This is a genomic window from Viridibacillus sp. FSL E2-0187 (assembly GCF_038006425.1).
In the GTDB taxonomy this organism is placed as follows: domain Bacteria; phylum Bacillota; class Bacilli; order Bacillales_A; family Planococcaceae; genus Viridibacillus; species Viridibacillus arvi.
Genome location: NZ_JBBOVG010000001.1, coordinates 832,165 through 844,370, shown reverse-complemented (window position 1 = coordinate 844,370; position 12,206 = coordinate 832,165). Strand labels below are relative to the sequence as shown.

General features: G+C 36.4%; 16 protein-coding genes. 3 read left to right on the top strand and 13 right to left on the bottom strand.

Annotation, left to right across the window (positions count from 1 at the left end; translation table 11 throughout):
• Positions 1 to 96: 96 nt before the first annotated feature.
• Entirely contained in the window at positions 97 to 345 is a 249-nt protein-coding gene (rpsT, locus tag MHH85_RS04030; protein WP_038187177.1) for a 30S ribosomal protein S20, read from the top strand.
• Between the two features lie 358 nt (positions 346 to 703).
• Positions 704 to 895 (top strand): hypothetical protein, encoded by a 192-nt coding sequence (locus tag MHH85_RS04025; RefSeq protein WP_340706010.1) that lies wholly within the window; start codon positions 704 to 706, stop codon positions 893 to 895.
• A 337-nt stretch (positions 896 to 1,232) separates the two neighbouring features.
• Here MHH85_RS04025 and holA read toward each other — a convergent pair whose 3' ends face one another.
• Positions 1,233 to 2,243, bottom strand: a complete 1,011-nt coding sequence (holA, locus tag MHH85_RS04020; protein ID WP_340706009.1) for a DNA polymerase III subunit delta — start codon at positions 2,241 to 2,243, stop codon at positions 1,233 to 1,235.
• Between the two features lie 163 nt (positions 2,244 to 2,406).
• Here holA and MHH85_RS04015 point away from each other — a divergent pair, with 163 nt between their 5' ends.
• Entirely contained in the window at positions 2,407 to 2,541 is a 135-nt protein-coding gene (locus MHH85_RS04015) for a YqzM family protein (protein ID WP_038187184.1), read from the top strand.
• Positions 2,542 to 2,562: 21 nt separating this feature from the next.
• Here the strand turns inward: MHH85_RS04015 and MHH85_RS04010 are convergent, their stop codons facing one another.
• The 12 genes from MHH85_RS04010 to MHH85_RS03955 form a co-directional block, all read right to left on the bottom strand.
• Entirely contained in the window at positions 2,563 to 4,626 is a 2,064-nt protein-coding gene (locus tag MHH85_RS04010; RefSeq protein WP_340706008.1) for a DNA internalization-related competence protein ComEC/Rec2, read from the bottom strand.
• Positions 4,627 to 4,862: 236 nt separating this feature from the next.
• Complete coding sequence (locus MHH85_RS04005) at positions 4,863 to 5,444, bottom strand: ComE operon protein 2 (RefSeq protein WP_340706007.1); 582 nt, start codon at positions 5,442 to 5,444, stop codon at positions 4,863 to 4,865.
• Between the two features lie 71 nt (positions 5,445 to 5,515).
• Positions 5,516 to 6,139 carry a helix-hairpin-helix domain-containing protein gene (locus tag MHH85_RS04000; protein WP_340706006.1) on the bottom strand — a complete coding sequence of 208 codons (624 nt, stop codon included), beginning with the start codon at positions 6,137 to 6,139 and terminating at the stop codon, positions 5,516 to 5,518.
• A 142-nt stretch (positions 6,140 to 6,281) separates the two neighbouring features.
• Positions 6,282 to 7,019 carry a class I SAM-dependent DNA methyltransferase gene (locus MHH85_RS03995; RefSeq protein WP_340706005.1) on the bottom strand — a complete coding sequence of 246 codons (738 nt, stop codon included), beginning with the start codon at positions 7,017 to 7,019 and terminating at the stop codon, positions 6,282 to 6,284.
• Positions 7,016 to 7,360 carry a ribosome silencing factor gene (gene rsfS / locus MHH85_RS03990; protein ID WP_193740521.1) on the bottom strand — a complete coding sequence of 115 codons (345 nt, stop codon included), beginning with the start codon at positions 7,358 to 7,360 and terminating at the stop codon, positions 7,016 to 7,018. Before rsfS ends, MHH85_RS03995 begins: the two co-directional genes overlap by 4 nt.
• Positions 7,357 to 7,935 carry a bis(5'-nucleosyl)-tetraphosphatase (symmetrical) YqeK gene (gene yqeK / locus MHH85_RS03985; RefSeq protein ID WP_053416420.1) on the bottom strand — a complete coding sequence of 193 codons (579 nt, stop codon included), beginning with the start codon at positions 7,933 to 7,935 and terminating at the stop codon, positions 7,357 to 7,359. The genes rsfS and yqeK overlap by 4 nt, the downstream gene beginning before the upstream one ends.
• The gene (locus tag MHH85_RS03980) at positions 7,922 to 8,494 is read right to left on the bottom strand and encodes a nicotinate-nucleotide adenylyltransferase (protein WP_193740522.1); all 573 of its coding nucleotides are present in this window, start codon (positions 8,492 to 8,494) and stop codon (positions 7,922 to 7,924) included. Before MHH85_RS03980 ends, yqeK begins: the two co-directional genes overlap by 14 nt.
• Before the next feature lie 12 nt (positions 8,495 to 8,506).
• A complete protein-coding gene (yhbY, locus tag MHH85_RS03975) occupies positions 8,507 to 8,806 on the bottom strand; it encodes a ribosome assembly RNA-binding protein YhbY (protein WP_053416422.1) in 300 nt (99 codons plus the stop codon).
• Positions 8,793 to 9,638 carry a shikimate dehydrogenase gene (aroE, locus tag MHH85_RS03970; RefSeq protein ID WP_340706004.1) on the bottom strand — a complete coding sequence of 282 codons (846 nt, stop codon included), beginning with the start codon at positions 9,636 to 9,638 and terminating at the stop codon, positions 8,793 to 8,795. The genes yhbY and aroE overlap by 14 nt, the downstream gene beginning before the upstream one ends.
• 12 nt (positions 9,639 to 9,650) lie before the next feature.
• A complete protein-coding gene (gene yqeH, locus MHH85_RS03965) occupies positions 9,651 to 10,754 on the bottom strand; it encodes a ribosome biogenesis GTPase YqeH (protein ID WP_038187220.1) in 1,104 nt (367 codons plus the stop codon).
• 4 nt (positions 10,755 to 10,758) lie between these two features.
• Positions 10,759 to 11,274 carry a YqeG family HAD IIIA-type phosphatase gene (locus MHH85_RS03960; protein ID WP_340706003.1) on the bottom strand — a complete coding sequence of 172 codons (516 nt, stop codon included), beginning with the start codon at positions 11,272 to 11,274 and terminating at the stop codon, positions 10,759 to 10,761.
• Positions 11,275 to 11,360: 86 nt separating this feature from the next.
• A complete protein-coding gene (locus MHH85_RS03955) occupies positions 11,361 to 12,143 on the bottom strand; it encodes a phosphatidylserine decarboxylase (protein WP_193741041.1) in 783 nt (260 codons plus the stop codon).
• Positions 12,144 to 12,206 lie beyond the last annotated feature (63 nt).

The following is a 12,206-nucleotide window of genomic DNA, read 5'->3' as shown; positions in this document are numbered from 1 at the left end:
TTTATACTGTGATTTGCTAAAATGATGACTGTTGTATAGACACTTGAAACAGTTGAGAATTTACTCATCTCGATCCTTTTTAGGAGGTGAAAGTTAATGCCAAATATTAAATCTGCTATCAAACGCGTAAAAACTAACGCAAAAGTTAATGCACAAAATTCGCAAGTGAAATCTGCTATGCGTACTGCTGTGAAAAAAGCTGAAACTGCTTTAGTTGCTAAAGAAGATAACGCAAAAGAACTTTTAAGCGTAGCTGTTAAATCATTAGATAAAGCAGCATCTAAAGGCTTAATCCACAAAAACGCAGCTTCTCGTCAAAAAGCTCGTTTAATGAAAAAAGCTTAATCCATAATGGATTCAAAGGGACTAGAGATATTTCTCTAGTCTTTTTTTGTGTTTAAAATTTAAATATTTTATAAGAATTACATTAAAGCAAATTGTTGTTAACGAAAAAGAACAACTCCGTACAACTTGGCTACATAAAGTGATTTCGTATTAGTATACCGAAATCTCTTCAACACTATTTGTTGCTATTTGGATTCATTCAATCACCTTCACATTATTTTATTCAAATAAACTCTAATTAACCATTTTTTTAAAATCTTTCAATATAAGGAAATATCGTTATAATAAAAACTATAATTCATTACCAAAAGGTACTTTGTACGGTTTTAGGGACTTATTTGGAAAGAAGGTGTTGTGCATGGATATAACATTTATCTTCATTAGTTTTTACTTAACTCCAATTTTAAGCATTATTTTTTGTATAAATCTCGTGGCAATCCTAAAAAAAATAAAGAGAGATGAAAAAACTGCTACGAATACATTTTGGCTTACAACATCATTTCTTTTGATTGTATGGAGTATTGCAGTAACAGCTATATTAGGTACATAAGGATTATTTAGCAAAAAAGTTCTTATAAAATTTAATGATTTATTCTTTTTAAAGAAAATAGCAATTAAGACTTATTTAACAATCCAATGAAGATTTGTTTTGTATTACATGTGTAGTTGAATGGAGCGGAGGTGGCGACTCCTGCGGGAAAAGCGGTACAGTCCAAGACCCTGCAGGAGCGTAGCGACGAAGCGACTTGGCGCCCGCCCGCGGAATGCGTCCACTGTAGCGGTAATCAACGGTCTTATCTATTACGTTATATATCAATATAAAAAGACTGTATAGAAATTTAAATTTCTATACAGTCTTTAACACTAACAACAGAGAATGCTTCCTCTTATATTGGTCTCATCATAAATAATTCTAAATAACGCTCTCTTCTACCACTCATTGTTTTTAACTGATAATCAACTTCACTTAATCCAAATAATGCTTTTAGCAAACTATCCTCTGAAATTTTTCGACGCTCTTCAACTATTCGTTTAACTCGATAAGGATTCACCTTTAGTTGTTTTGCAATTTGTTGCGAATGATATCCCTTTTTCAGTAAATAATATACATTCGACATTAAACGAATCTGGGATGCAAGTAAAGCTACTAGCGCAATTGGCTCTTGTTTTTGACGAATAAGATCATGGTAAATCGTTAAAGCACTAGAAACATCTCTGTGTAAATAAGCATTGAGCATCTTAAAAGCATCTTGCTCAAGCGTTTTCGCAACCATTTCCTCGACTAGAGCTTGTGTAATTGTATTTTCATCACCTAAATATAAGCTCAACTTTTCTATCTCTGACTGTAAATGAAGCATGTCCATACCTACTAGCTCGATTAATTTACTAATAGCATCTTGGTCGATTGTTTTTTGTTGCTGACTTACTTCATTTTGCACCCAAACCATTAAATCATTTTCTTTTGGTGTTTCAGCAAGCATATAAACCGCTCTATCTTTCATTAACTTCGTTACTTTTTTACGCTCATCAAGTTTTTCATAAGGTGCAATGAAAATTGTAATCGATGTATCTGACGGATGATCTAGCCATTTTTCTAAGCGTTTTAAATCATGGTCAATTTTCTCTTTACCCTTTTCTGTTGCTTTTAAGAACGATGCATTTTTTGCAATGATTAGTTTTTGACTTGAGAAGAATGGGATCGTATCAGATTCATCTATCACATAATCAACTGGTTGTTCATCCAAATCAATAGTGATTGTTTCAATATCTCCATCTTCATCAAGTTTCGTTTTAATACGCCTAATTGTTTCATCTATAAAATAAGACTCTACGCCTGCAAGTAAATAGACTGGCTGTAAATCTCCCTTTTTTATACTTTTCCATAATGTTGAAAACATAGTCTCACCTCTAATTGACATTGGTTATAGTATACCGTAATTTTCTCATTTTGTGAGTTTGAACAAATTGTGTCATTCTGGTGCAGGCATCTATTTTTACCTTTTCAATATAGCTTTTTTAATAGGCATACCGTATAATTAATGAGAATTAGGAGGGGTAGCAATGAATCCATTTGAAGAAAACGTTCAATCAAAGCGTAACGACGCAATCGACTCAGGAGTAGGTTTTGGCGTATCATTCGTATTTTTCGCACTTATTTTCATCATTGCGACTGTCATCGATTACGCAGCTCTATAAGATACAGTTAAAAAGACATTATCAATTTGATAATGTCTTTTTCTGTTTGTGCAGATCTATTGTTTTAAAAACTATAAATCCATTCTTGGTAACCGTTACTTCAATTGTCCCCACTTCTGCCGTATTTAAAGTTGGTAACTTCATCTCTTCAAACCTCGCAACAACATCCTTATTCGGATGACCGTAGCGATTATTTAACCCACTAGAAATTATTGATAAACGGGGCTGTACTAATTTTAAGAATGGTTCAGTTGAAGACGTCTTGCTGCCATGATGCCCCACTTTCAAAATGTCCATATCTGTAATAGAATCTGAATAATTATCTATCAAGGCCATTTCCCCCGATTGTTCTAAATCACCTGTGAACAAAGCTTGAAAACTTGAATGTTGTAACAATAAGACAAGAGAATCGTCATTGCCTTCATAAATCAAATCATTTGGAGATAAATAAATTAATGTAGTGTCTCCTTGCACCCAACTTCTCCCTGCCATTTGCTCATGAATTGAAATACGCTCCTTTTGTGCAATGTCTACAACATCTTTCATAACTGATTTTTGCCAAGAATTTGGGGAGACATGAATCGCCTTTACTCGAATTTCTTCCATAACTTCTTCAGCACCTTCAGCATGGTCTGCATCAGCATGTGTTAATATAAGCGTATCTACAGCCCGTATACCACTTCCTTTTAAATAAGGAACAACAATCCCTCTCCCAACCTCATAAGGCTTCCTAGACTCCTTCCACGCCTCCTGATCAAACCTCAGTACTCCCCCAGTGTCTATGACATAAATTTTCTTACGAAACGGTAATTCAATTATGGTACAGTCTCCTTGTCCAACGCTTAAAAATATAATTTTTAAATCCCTATGCCAAGAAGGACTTTCATGAATTAAAAATGCAGGAAATAAAAGTGTCAAAGTAATAAGAAACAAATGCCTCCTCTGTTCTAACTGTATTAATACTGTGACGACACTAACAAATGCTAAAAGTAAGAGCCAGAAAGAGGGTCTTCCAGGAGCCCACATTTGATATGGGATAGCCTGTAACCACATAATAACCTCTGACAATAACTCACGAGCAGGTTCATAAATGACAAAACAAAGGCGAGCTAAAGGATTTGCCATATATGTTAGCAGTAATAATAATAAATTTACTGGCAGCACGACAAATGAAAATAACGGGACAAAAAAAATATTTGCAATGAATGATGATAAGCTGATTTCAAAGAAATGATATAAAAGCAATGGATAGACGAGTAGCTGGCAAACGAAGGTAATCGCAAAGGATTGTTGCCAAGTATTTTTCGCTAAAGAAAATATATGCCCCGAAAATAATAGCGAGAGAGTCGCCAAATAAGATAACTGAAAACCTATTTGAAATACTACACTTGGTTGCAATAGCACAAACCCAATAAAGCTCAATGCTAGTGCATCATCAATTGCTAAACGATTCGAAACAACTCTACTTAGCATTACAAGCTCTACGACCGACACCGCCCGCCAAACAGACGGCGCACCACCTGCTAAGCAAGCATAAATAGGTAACGCTATAATAAGAACCCATGTCGCATGTTCTCTGCGTATACGCAACCTTAGTAATAATTCATACACAAGCATCGAAACGAGCCCAACGTGCAAGCCTGAGATAGCAAATAGATGTGTTATTCCAAGTTTCTGATACGCCCGCTCAACATCCATATCGACATTTTCACGTTCACCAATTAAAAGCGACTGTGCTTCAGCTACTAAACTTTCCGGAAATGTATTTTCTATATGTTTTTTCACTTTAAACCTTTGCTCTGCGAAAAATGTAGAGAGTGTATTTTCTTTTTTCACAAATCGAAAACTCTTAACTTCAAAAATTCCTTGCGCACTATTGCTTTCAATATATTTTGCCATAGAAAAAGCGTAACGATGTGCAGGCATCGAAGGTTCAACTAATTCTCCTGAAACTTGAAAAACTGTACCACTTAATGATTGCTCTTCAAATTTCTTCTTTTGCTGTTCTGATTGGAGAGTGAAAATAATATATACTTTTTGACCATTTGGTAATATTGCAAAGCCTCTTAGCTTTTGTCCATTCACCTTATATTGATCGGTCCAAGTAATATTTAATTCGTTCGGAATAGGGGTAAGTCTTGCAGATAAAATATGTGAGAAATAACTATAAGAGGAGAGAGTAACAACAATGATACATAGTATTATGGCTATCTTTTCTTTTTTAAAATATAGACAAACACTATAGGGGATTAGTATAAATAGTAACTTTACCGATTCATGAGCAGCTATCGTTGCTAATAGAATCGGCAAAGCAAAGTAGATTATTTTATGTCGGATATTTGTAAACCAAATAGCTCTTTCACCTTCTCTTCAAAAGGTGCCAATTCCTCATTTGAAGCACCGCTGTCACGTAACTTATTTAATAGTTCGACGTACAGTGCCATTTTTTCATTGCTTAAGAAGTCAATCTTACGATCATCAAAAGGAACATGTACCACATTAACGCCAGCTTGCTTAAACAATTCAATAGCATATTCGTTGTTTTTGTAATCCGTTGCGTAATATAAATTATTAATCCCTGATTGAATAATAGATTTTGTACAAGGGAGACAAGGGAAATGCGTCACATATAAATCTGCCCCATTTGTTGATGTGCCATATTTTGCACATTGCAATAATGCGTTTGTCTCTGCATGCACTGTACGAACACAATGGTTATCCACAACGTAACATCCTTTGTCGATACAATGATCATCTCCAGAAATCGAACCGTTATAGCCCCCTGCAATAATACGTTTATCACGCACAATTGTCGCACCAACTGCTAACCTTGTACATGTACTTCTTAATGCTAATAAATGGCTTTGTGCCATGAAAAATTGATCCCAAGTAATACGCTCCATATGAATGCCTCCTGAATAAGTCGTTCTACTATAAATTTAGCCATAACCAACTAGAACCGTCAATGGACCATTTATTGAACAGTAATAAAGTCGCGTAAATTTTCGAACGTTTTATCGCCAATTCCTGTGACATTTTTTAAATCTTCTATCGTTTTAAAAGGACCGCTTTCATCACGATAACTTAAAATCGCTTTTGCCTTTGAAGGGCCGACTCCGTTTAAAGTCATAAGTGCTGCTTCATCAGCCGTATTTAAATTGACCTTATCTGACTGACTACTAGTTTGACTTACATTACCTGATTGAGTAGATGGAATTGATGTCGATTGTTGAACACTAGCAATCGCTTGTACTTCCGAAGGCTCCTCACCTATTTTGGGTACATAAATAACCATTTCATCTTGCAACCTCTGGGCATGGTTGATACTTACTGAATCGGCATTTTTTGAATAGCCTCCAGCAAGTAAAATCGCATCAATCACCCTACTGTCTGCAGATAATGAGTAGACACCAGGGTTTTTGACAGCACCTTTGACATCCACAATAATAGATGTATCTGCAATAATGTTTTGTGACTCTTGTTGCTCTGTATTTGATGGTTCTTCCGTTTTTGTTTTTTCTGGGATTGTTTCGAAAATGTCGGTTTGGGGAGTGTCCGACTGGTTTTGGGAGAAGTAGAAATAAAAAAAGCACGACAAAATTAAGATCCCTGGGAGGAGATACTTTTTGCCATACTGCTTCAAAAAAGTAGGAATTAGTCCGCACCATCCTTTCTTTTCAGAAGGCATAACATACGAAGCTAATTCCATATTATAATATTTTTTTGTAATTGAAAAGAGTTTATTTCACAGCATGGAAGAATATTCGTTCAGATTCTGCATCTGGAGCTTCTTCCGTATAATCTGCTGTAATTGACACATTAGAAAATCCAGCGTCATTAAGCCATTTAACATATTGCTCAGCAGGGAATGTACGCTGGTAATGGTACTCTTCAAATCGTTCGAAAAGTTGCTCATTTGCTTGTACATAAAACGTCATATCATGGTGTACTGAATGCGGGGCTTCCCCAGCCTCTGTATCCCAAATATAAGTTATTTCTCCGTCATCATACGTAAATGGACCGTCTAAGAAAATAGCATCCATTTTGAATAATGAATGAACATCAAAGAATAAATGACCACCATCACAAAGTGCCGCATAAATGCGTTCAAATGTAGCCACTACAGCCTCTTCATCCTCTAAATAGTTTAGAGAATCAATCGGAATTGTGACAACATTTAAATCAGAAAAGCCATCTAGCTCGTCCATTGATTGACAAAACAGTGGTATAGCAAGTTGTTTTTTCATAAAGCGTTCACTTGCAATCGCTAGCATTTCTTCCGATAAATCAACACCACTAACAATATATCCTTGTCGTGCAAATTTTGCAGCCATTATGCCAGTACCACAACCAACATCCAATAATTTAGGTGCTGTTGTACTTGGCGCATGTTTCACTACCCAATCTACATACTGATCGTAAGGGATATCTGTCATTAATGTATCGTATACTTCGGCAAAACGCTGGTAACTACTCATAGCTCATCAACATTGACGAATGGAGCATCTCCCCATAAGCGTTCCAAGTTATAAAAAGTACGTTCATCGCGGTGGAATACGTGTGCCACAACATCACCCATATCTACTAATATCCAGCGAGCTGCGTCAAAACCTTCTAAACGTTTTACTTCATAGCCTTCTTTATGTGCTACATCTACCATTTCACGTGCAATTGCTTGCACTTGACGGTCAGAATTGGCATGACAAACGATAAAATGATCTGCTAATGGTGAAATTCCTTGCATATTCATTACGACGATATCCTCCGCACGTTTGTCGTCTGCCGCTTTATATGCAAGTTGTAGTAAAGTTTTAGTCATTCTTTCACTTGTCCTCTCTTTAACATCAAATCGTTATAACATTTGAATGAATCCGGATATACCGGCTGATTTTTGTTTATTAAAAACATGATGGAATGACGTATACACGCAATCATCACTTCGTTTAAATCGTCACCTTTTGCAGCAGCGCGTAAGTCTTCTACACCAGGATATCGACGATTTGGTTCTATCATATCTGCAATATAGACAATCTTCTCTAAATCGCTCATTCCTTTACGTCCTGTTGTATGGTAGGAGATGGCGTTTAAAATGTCTTGATCTTCTATATTAAATTCTTTTTTCGCAACATAAGCTCCCATTGGTGCATGCCAAAGTTCATGATGGTATTTTAATAGAGTCGGATCCATCTCTTTATCGATAATTTTCGATTTCATCCAATCTCGATCAGCATACTTGCATGAATCATGAAGAATTGCTGCCGTTTCAGCTTTTTTCGGATCGTTCCCAAAGCGTTCTGCCAATGTAATTGCCGTTTCAGTAACACCAATTGTATGGATATAACGTTTTTCGGGCATACGGTCTTTCATCGCTAATAATAATTCATCGCGCTCCATATAACCCTTCCTCTCGTATATACTGCTCAACTTCTGTTGGTACTAAAAAAGTAATTGTGCGATTTGTCTTCACACGCTCACGAATTATAGTTGATGATAACTCAATAAGTGGCGCATCTATTATTTGCACAGGGTATGTTGTTTCTGCTTTCGAATGAGGACGTTTAACACCAACGAACTTCACAAGCTTAAGCAGTTCATCAATTTTATACCAGTGATCAAGCATATCTATCATATCGCCACCGATTATAAAATAAAATTCACAGTCAGGTTCACTTGCAGTTAGCTTCCTCATTGTTTCATACGTATATGAAATGCCACCACTCTCTATCTCAAAAGGCTCAAGTTTAAAGTGCTCATATGAAGCAATAGAAAGCTCCGTCATTTTCAGACGGTCTTCAGCCGTGGCATCGTTAGTCGTTTGCTTATGAGGTGGTATAGCATTAGGCATGAATCTTACTTCATCTAGCCCAAGTGCATCATATACTTCATTTGCCATTATTAAATGTCCATTATGAGGTGGATTAAACGTACCACCTAATAAACCAATTCGTCGCATAAAACCAAATCCTTATTTAGATTTTGGTAATTCAATACGTTTGTTATCGCGAGATTCTTTATATAATACAACTGTTAATCCAATTAATTGCACAAGTTCTGCACGAGCACCTTTAGCTAATGCTTCTGCTACTTCATGCTTATCTTCTTCACAGTTATCTAAAATACGAACTTTCATTAATTCGCGTACTTCAATTGCTTCTTTAATATGTTTAATTAATGCGTCATTCACTCCGCCTTTACCTACTTGGAAAATTGGATTTAAATGATGTGCTTCCGCACGTAAAAAACGTTTTTGTTTACCTGTTAACATTATTTCCTCCTAATTGCTCCGTTAACGACTCTTTCATAGAAGTCGTATTCGGGAACTGTCCTAACCAATGATTAAATGCTAAAGCACCTTGATGAACGAACATTCCTAATCCTGTCACCACGTTTGCCCCGCGTTGTTCTGCCGCCTGTAAAAAAGGCGTCATTAAAGGATTATACACAATATCCGCCACAATTGCTTTAGTTGAGAGCTGATCTAGTTCAAATGGCAGTTGTAATGAACCATTTTTCAGACCAGCTGGTGTTGTTTGAATTAAAATATCATAATCACCTAAAGTTGCTTCTGCTTCCTTTAGTGTAATTGCATTTGCACTACTACTTAACTCCTGACAGATTTGTTCTGCATTCGCTACAGTGCGGTTGGCAATCGTAATCGTTTGATAACCAGTGTGTTGCAGCGCAAAGGCAATACCTCTCGCTGCACCACCAGCTCCAATTAAGAGCACCCGGCCATCACGGTGCGTGTCGCCAATTGCTTCTTCCAGTGAACGTACAAAGCCTAGACCATCTGTATTATAGCCTTTTAATTTGCCATCCGCTTGTCGAACAACCGTATTCACAGCACCCATTTTTTTCGCCATTGTATCAAGCTCATCTAGAAATGGGATAATCGCAGTTTTATGCGGAATTGTCACATTCCACCCACTAGCTCCAAGCATTCCCAAAGACTTTATAGCATCTTCTAATTGCTCGGGTAACACATGGATTGGTAAATAAGCTGCATCTAAATTTTCTTCTAAGAACCATTGATTGTGCATTGCTGGAGACATCGAATGTTCGATAGGATCTCCAATAACTGCAAACCATTTTTTCATATCAAAATCCTCCTAAATAAGAGATGGACGAATTTGAACTTCCACACCTTTAGGAGCATATGCTGCAATGACAACATTAGCATTTTGAACGGTAATCCAACCTAAACCAGAAAAGACGATATCTGTTTTCGCTTCTTTAATAGAGAATTCATAACGCACTAACTCTGGCAATTGATCGATATACTTTTCAGAAGGTGGAGCTAATAACTCACCTCTATGGGTTTCATATAAGTCATCTGCTTTTTCTAATTTTGTACGATGAATCTGTAAATCATTTGCAATATGAACAGTGAATGCAGCACGAGCACCTTGTATGAAATCAAAACGTGCTAATGCACCAACAAATAATGTCTGGCCTTCATTTAATTGGAATACTTTTGGTTTTATTTCTTTTTTCGGCATAATATATTTAAGTTCAGACGGATCTAAATAATGTGCCATTTGATGATGATTAATAATTCCAGGAGTATCAAAGATTGCTTTACCATCCTCTAAAGGAATTTCAATCATATCTAAAGTTGTTCCAGGGAAATAAGATGTCGTAATCACTTCTTTTTCACCTGTTGCTTGCTTAATAATACGGTTGATAAAAGTTGATTTACCAACATTCGTACAACCAACTACATATACATCTTGTCCACGACGATATTCATCGATAGCAGCCATTGCTTCTTGCATGCCCATTCCTTTATGTGCACTCACAAGCATAACGTCAATTGGTTTTAATCCTAATTTCTTCGCCTCTTGCTTTAGCCAGTTAACAACTTTTTGTTTTTTCACTGACTTTGGTAATAAATCGGCTTTGTTGGCAATTAATAATACAGGGTTATTACCTACAAAACGGTGTAAGCCCGGTAACCAGCTTCCATTGAAATCAAAAATATCAACAATTTTAACGATTAAGCCATTTTGTTGGCCTAAACCGTTTAAAATACGTAAGAAATCATCATCCGTTAATGCTACCGGTTGTAATTCATTATAATTTTTCAAACGGAAGCATCGTTGACAGATGATACTTTCTTTTTCAAGAGATGAAGCCGGTGCATAACCTGGCGCTTTTGAATCGTCTGTTTGAATAATTGTTCCACAGCCGATACAATTTGGCATTTCATTCATTTATTTATTCCTCCCAAGTTTTGACACCATGTTTTTTCAAATAATTAAAGACACGTCTTTCGACCATGCGATTAAAGCGTGTGACAAAGCCATCAGAAAGTGCAACTGGCTTCACAAGAATAGTGTGTATGCGAAGACGATTTCCACCAAGGACATCAGTCAGCATTTGATCGCCTACCATGACAACTTCATGGTGCTGCATATTCAGTCTTTTTAAAGCTCGCTTAAACGCATTACCCATAGGCTTACGAGCATTAAAGATATATGGTAGCTCTAACGGATCTGCAAATGCTTTTACACGAAGCTCTTTGTTATTTGAAACGATCATTACTTGAATACCTGCTTCACGAATTGTTTTCAACCATTCGATTAGCTTTTCTGTCGCATCTGGACGATCCCATTCGACAAGTGTATTATCCAAATCTGTAATAATTCCGCGAACACCAAGTTGCTTTAGTTTGTCAGGTGTAATTTCGTAAATAGATGTGACAAATTCTTTTGGCATTAAAAAGTTATACAAATCATGTTCCCCTTATCTATCATAGTCAACGTTATTTAGTGTTTACTCACTAAACTAGACGTATTCTCTTTAATTCACTTTATCGATTATAACATATGTGCGAACGCTTCTCCCACACGAATCCGTCCATCTTTCACAACATTTTCAAGGAATGCAGCACGATTCTTTTCAAATATCATGACAACTGTCGAACCGAAAGTGAAATAACCAACTTCCTCTCCCTTTTCCCAAGTGTCCGACGTATTCGTCAATTGAATAGAATTTACGAACATTGCGCCAACTTTTATCACTTCACAATGCGCGCCATTATTCGTTTTTAGCTCTGTAACACTACGATAATTGCCTGAAATCGGCTTATTACCATATGTAAGACCAGTGCCGTTAACTGGATATGACTTCGCTCCCAGTGTATATTGGCGAACAACTTTCCCATCAATCGGACTATGAATACGGTGATAATCTCTAGGACTTAAATAAAAAACAATATATTGGCCATTTTCGAATGTTTTCGCATGCTCTTCCTTACCTAAAAGGTCAACTAAATCATAGGTTTTCCCTTTTACAAAAAACGATGTATTATTTTCTATCGTCCCAAACGATTCAATTTTTGCATCAACAGGACTTACATACATTTCTGGATTATGATCAATTGGTCTTGCTTCTGACACGAGCTTACGTGTGAAGAAATCATGTAAACTCGTAAAAGATTGCATATTTTTTGAAACCTCGTCCGTTTCAATATCGTATATATCTATATAGGACGGTATTATCTTCTTACTTATAGCCGATGTGGTAAAGCGTTTTAATAGCACCGAAGACCATTTACCATTCGTTAGTTCAATTGCTTTTTGATAAAGTTTTTCTTTCATCATGCATTGTCCTCCATTTCGAAAAAGATTTACGGAAACTTATAAAAGAAGTATAATGTTCTA

What these genes read in the sequence shown, in the direction of transcription:
- yqeH (WP_038187220.1), bottom strand. Translation starts at nt 10,754, where the DNA reads ATGAATGAAATGCCAAATTGTATCGGCTGTGGAACAATTATTCAAACA.
- MHH85_RS04005 (WP_340706007.1), bottom strand. Translation starts at nt 5,444, where the DNA reads ATGGAGCGTATTACTTGGGATCAATTTTTCATGGCACAAAGCCATTTA.
- rpsT (WP_038187177.1), top strand. Translation starts at nt 97, where the DNA reads ATGCCAAATATTAAATCTGCTATCAAACGCGTAAAAACTAACGCAAAA.
- yhbY (WP_053416422.1), bottom strand. Translation starts at nt 8,806, where the DNA reads ATGTTAACAGGTAAACAAAAACGTTTTTTACGTGCGGAAGCACATCAT.
- MHH85_RS04025 (WP_340706010.1), top strand. Translation starts at nt 704, where the DNA reads ATGGATATAACATTTATCTTCATTAGTTTTTACTTAACTCCAATTTTA.
- MHH85_RS03980 (WP_193740522.1), bottom strand. Translation starts at nt 8,494, where the DNA reads ATGCGACGAATTGGTTTATTAGGTGGTACGTTTAATCCACCTCATAAT.
- yqeK (WP_053416420.1), bottom strand. Translation starts at nt 7,935, where the DNA reads ATGGAGCGCGATGAATTATTATTAGCGATGAAAGACCGTATGCCCGAA.
- MHH85_RS04015 (WP_038187184.1), top strand. Translation starts at nt 2,407, where the DNA reads ATGAATCCATTTGAAGAAAACGTTCAATCAAAGCGTAACGACGCAATC.
- MHH85_RS03995 (WP_340706005.1), bottom strand. Translation starts at nt 7,019, where the DNA reads ATGAGTAGTTACCAGCGTTTTGCCGAAGTATACGATACATTAATGACA.
- holA (WP_340706009.1), bottom strand. Translation starts at nt 2,243, where the DNA reads ATGTTTTCAACATTATGGAAAAGTATAAAAAAGGGAGATTTACAGCCA.
- aroE (WP_340706004.1), bottom strand. Translation starts at nt 9,638, where the DNA reads ATGAAAAAATGGTTTGCAGTTATTGGAGATCCTATCGAACATTCGATG.
- MHH85_RS03955 (WP_193741041.1), bottom strand. Translation starts at nt 12,143, where the DNA reads ATGAAAGAAAAACTTTATCAAAAAGCAATTGAACTAACGAATGGTAAA.
- rsfS (WP_193740521.1), bottom strand. Translation starts at nt 7,360, where the DNA reads ATGACTAAAACTTTACTACAACTTGCATATAAAGCGGCAGACGACAAA.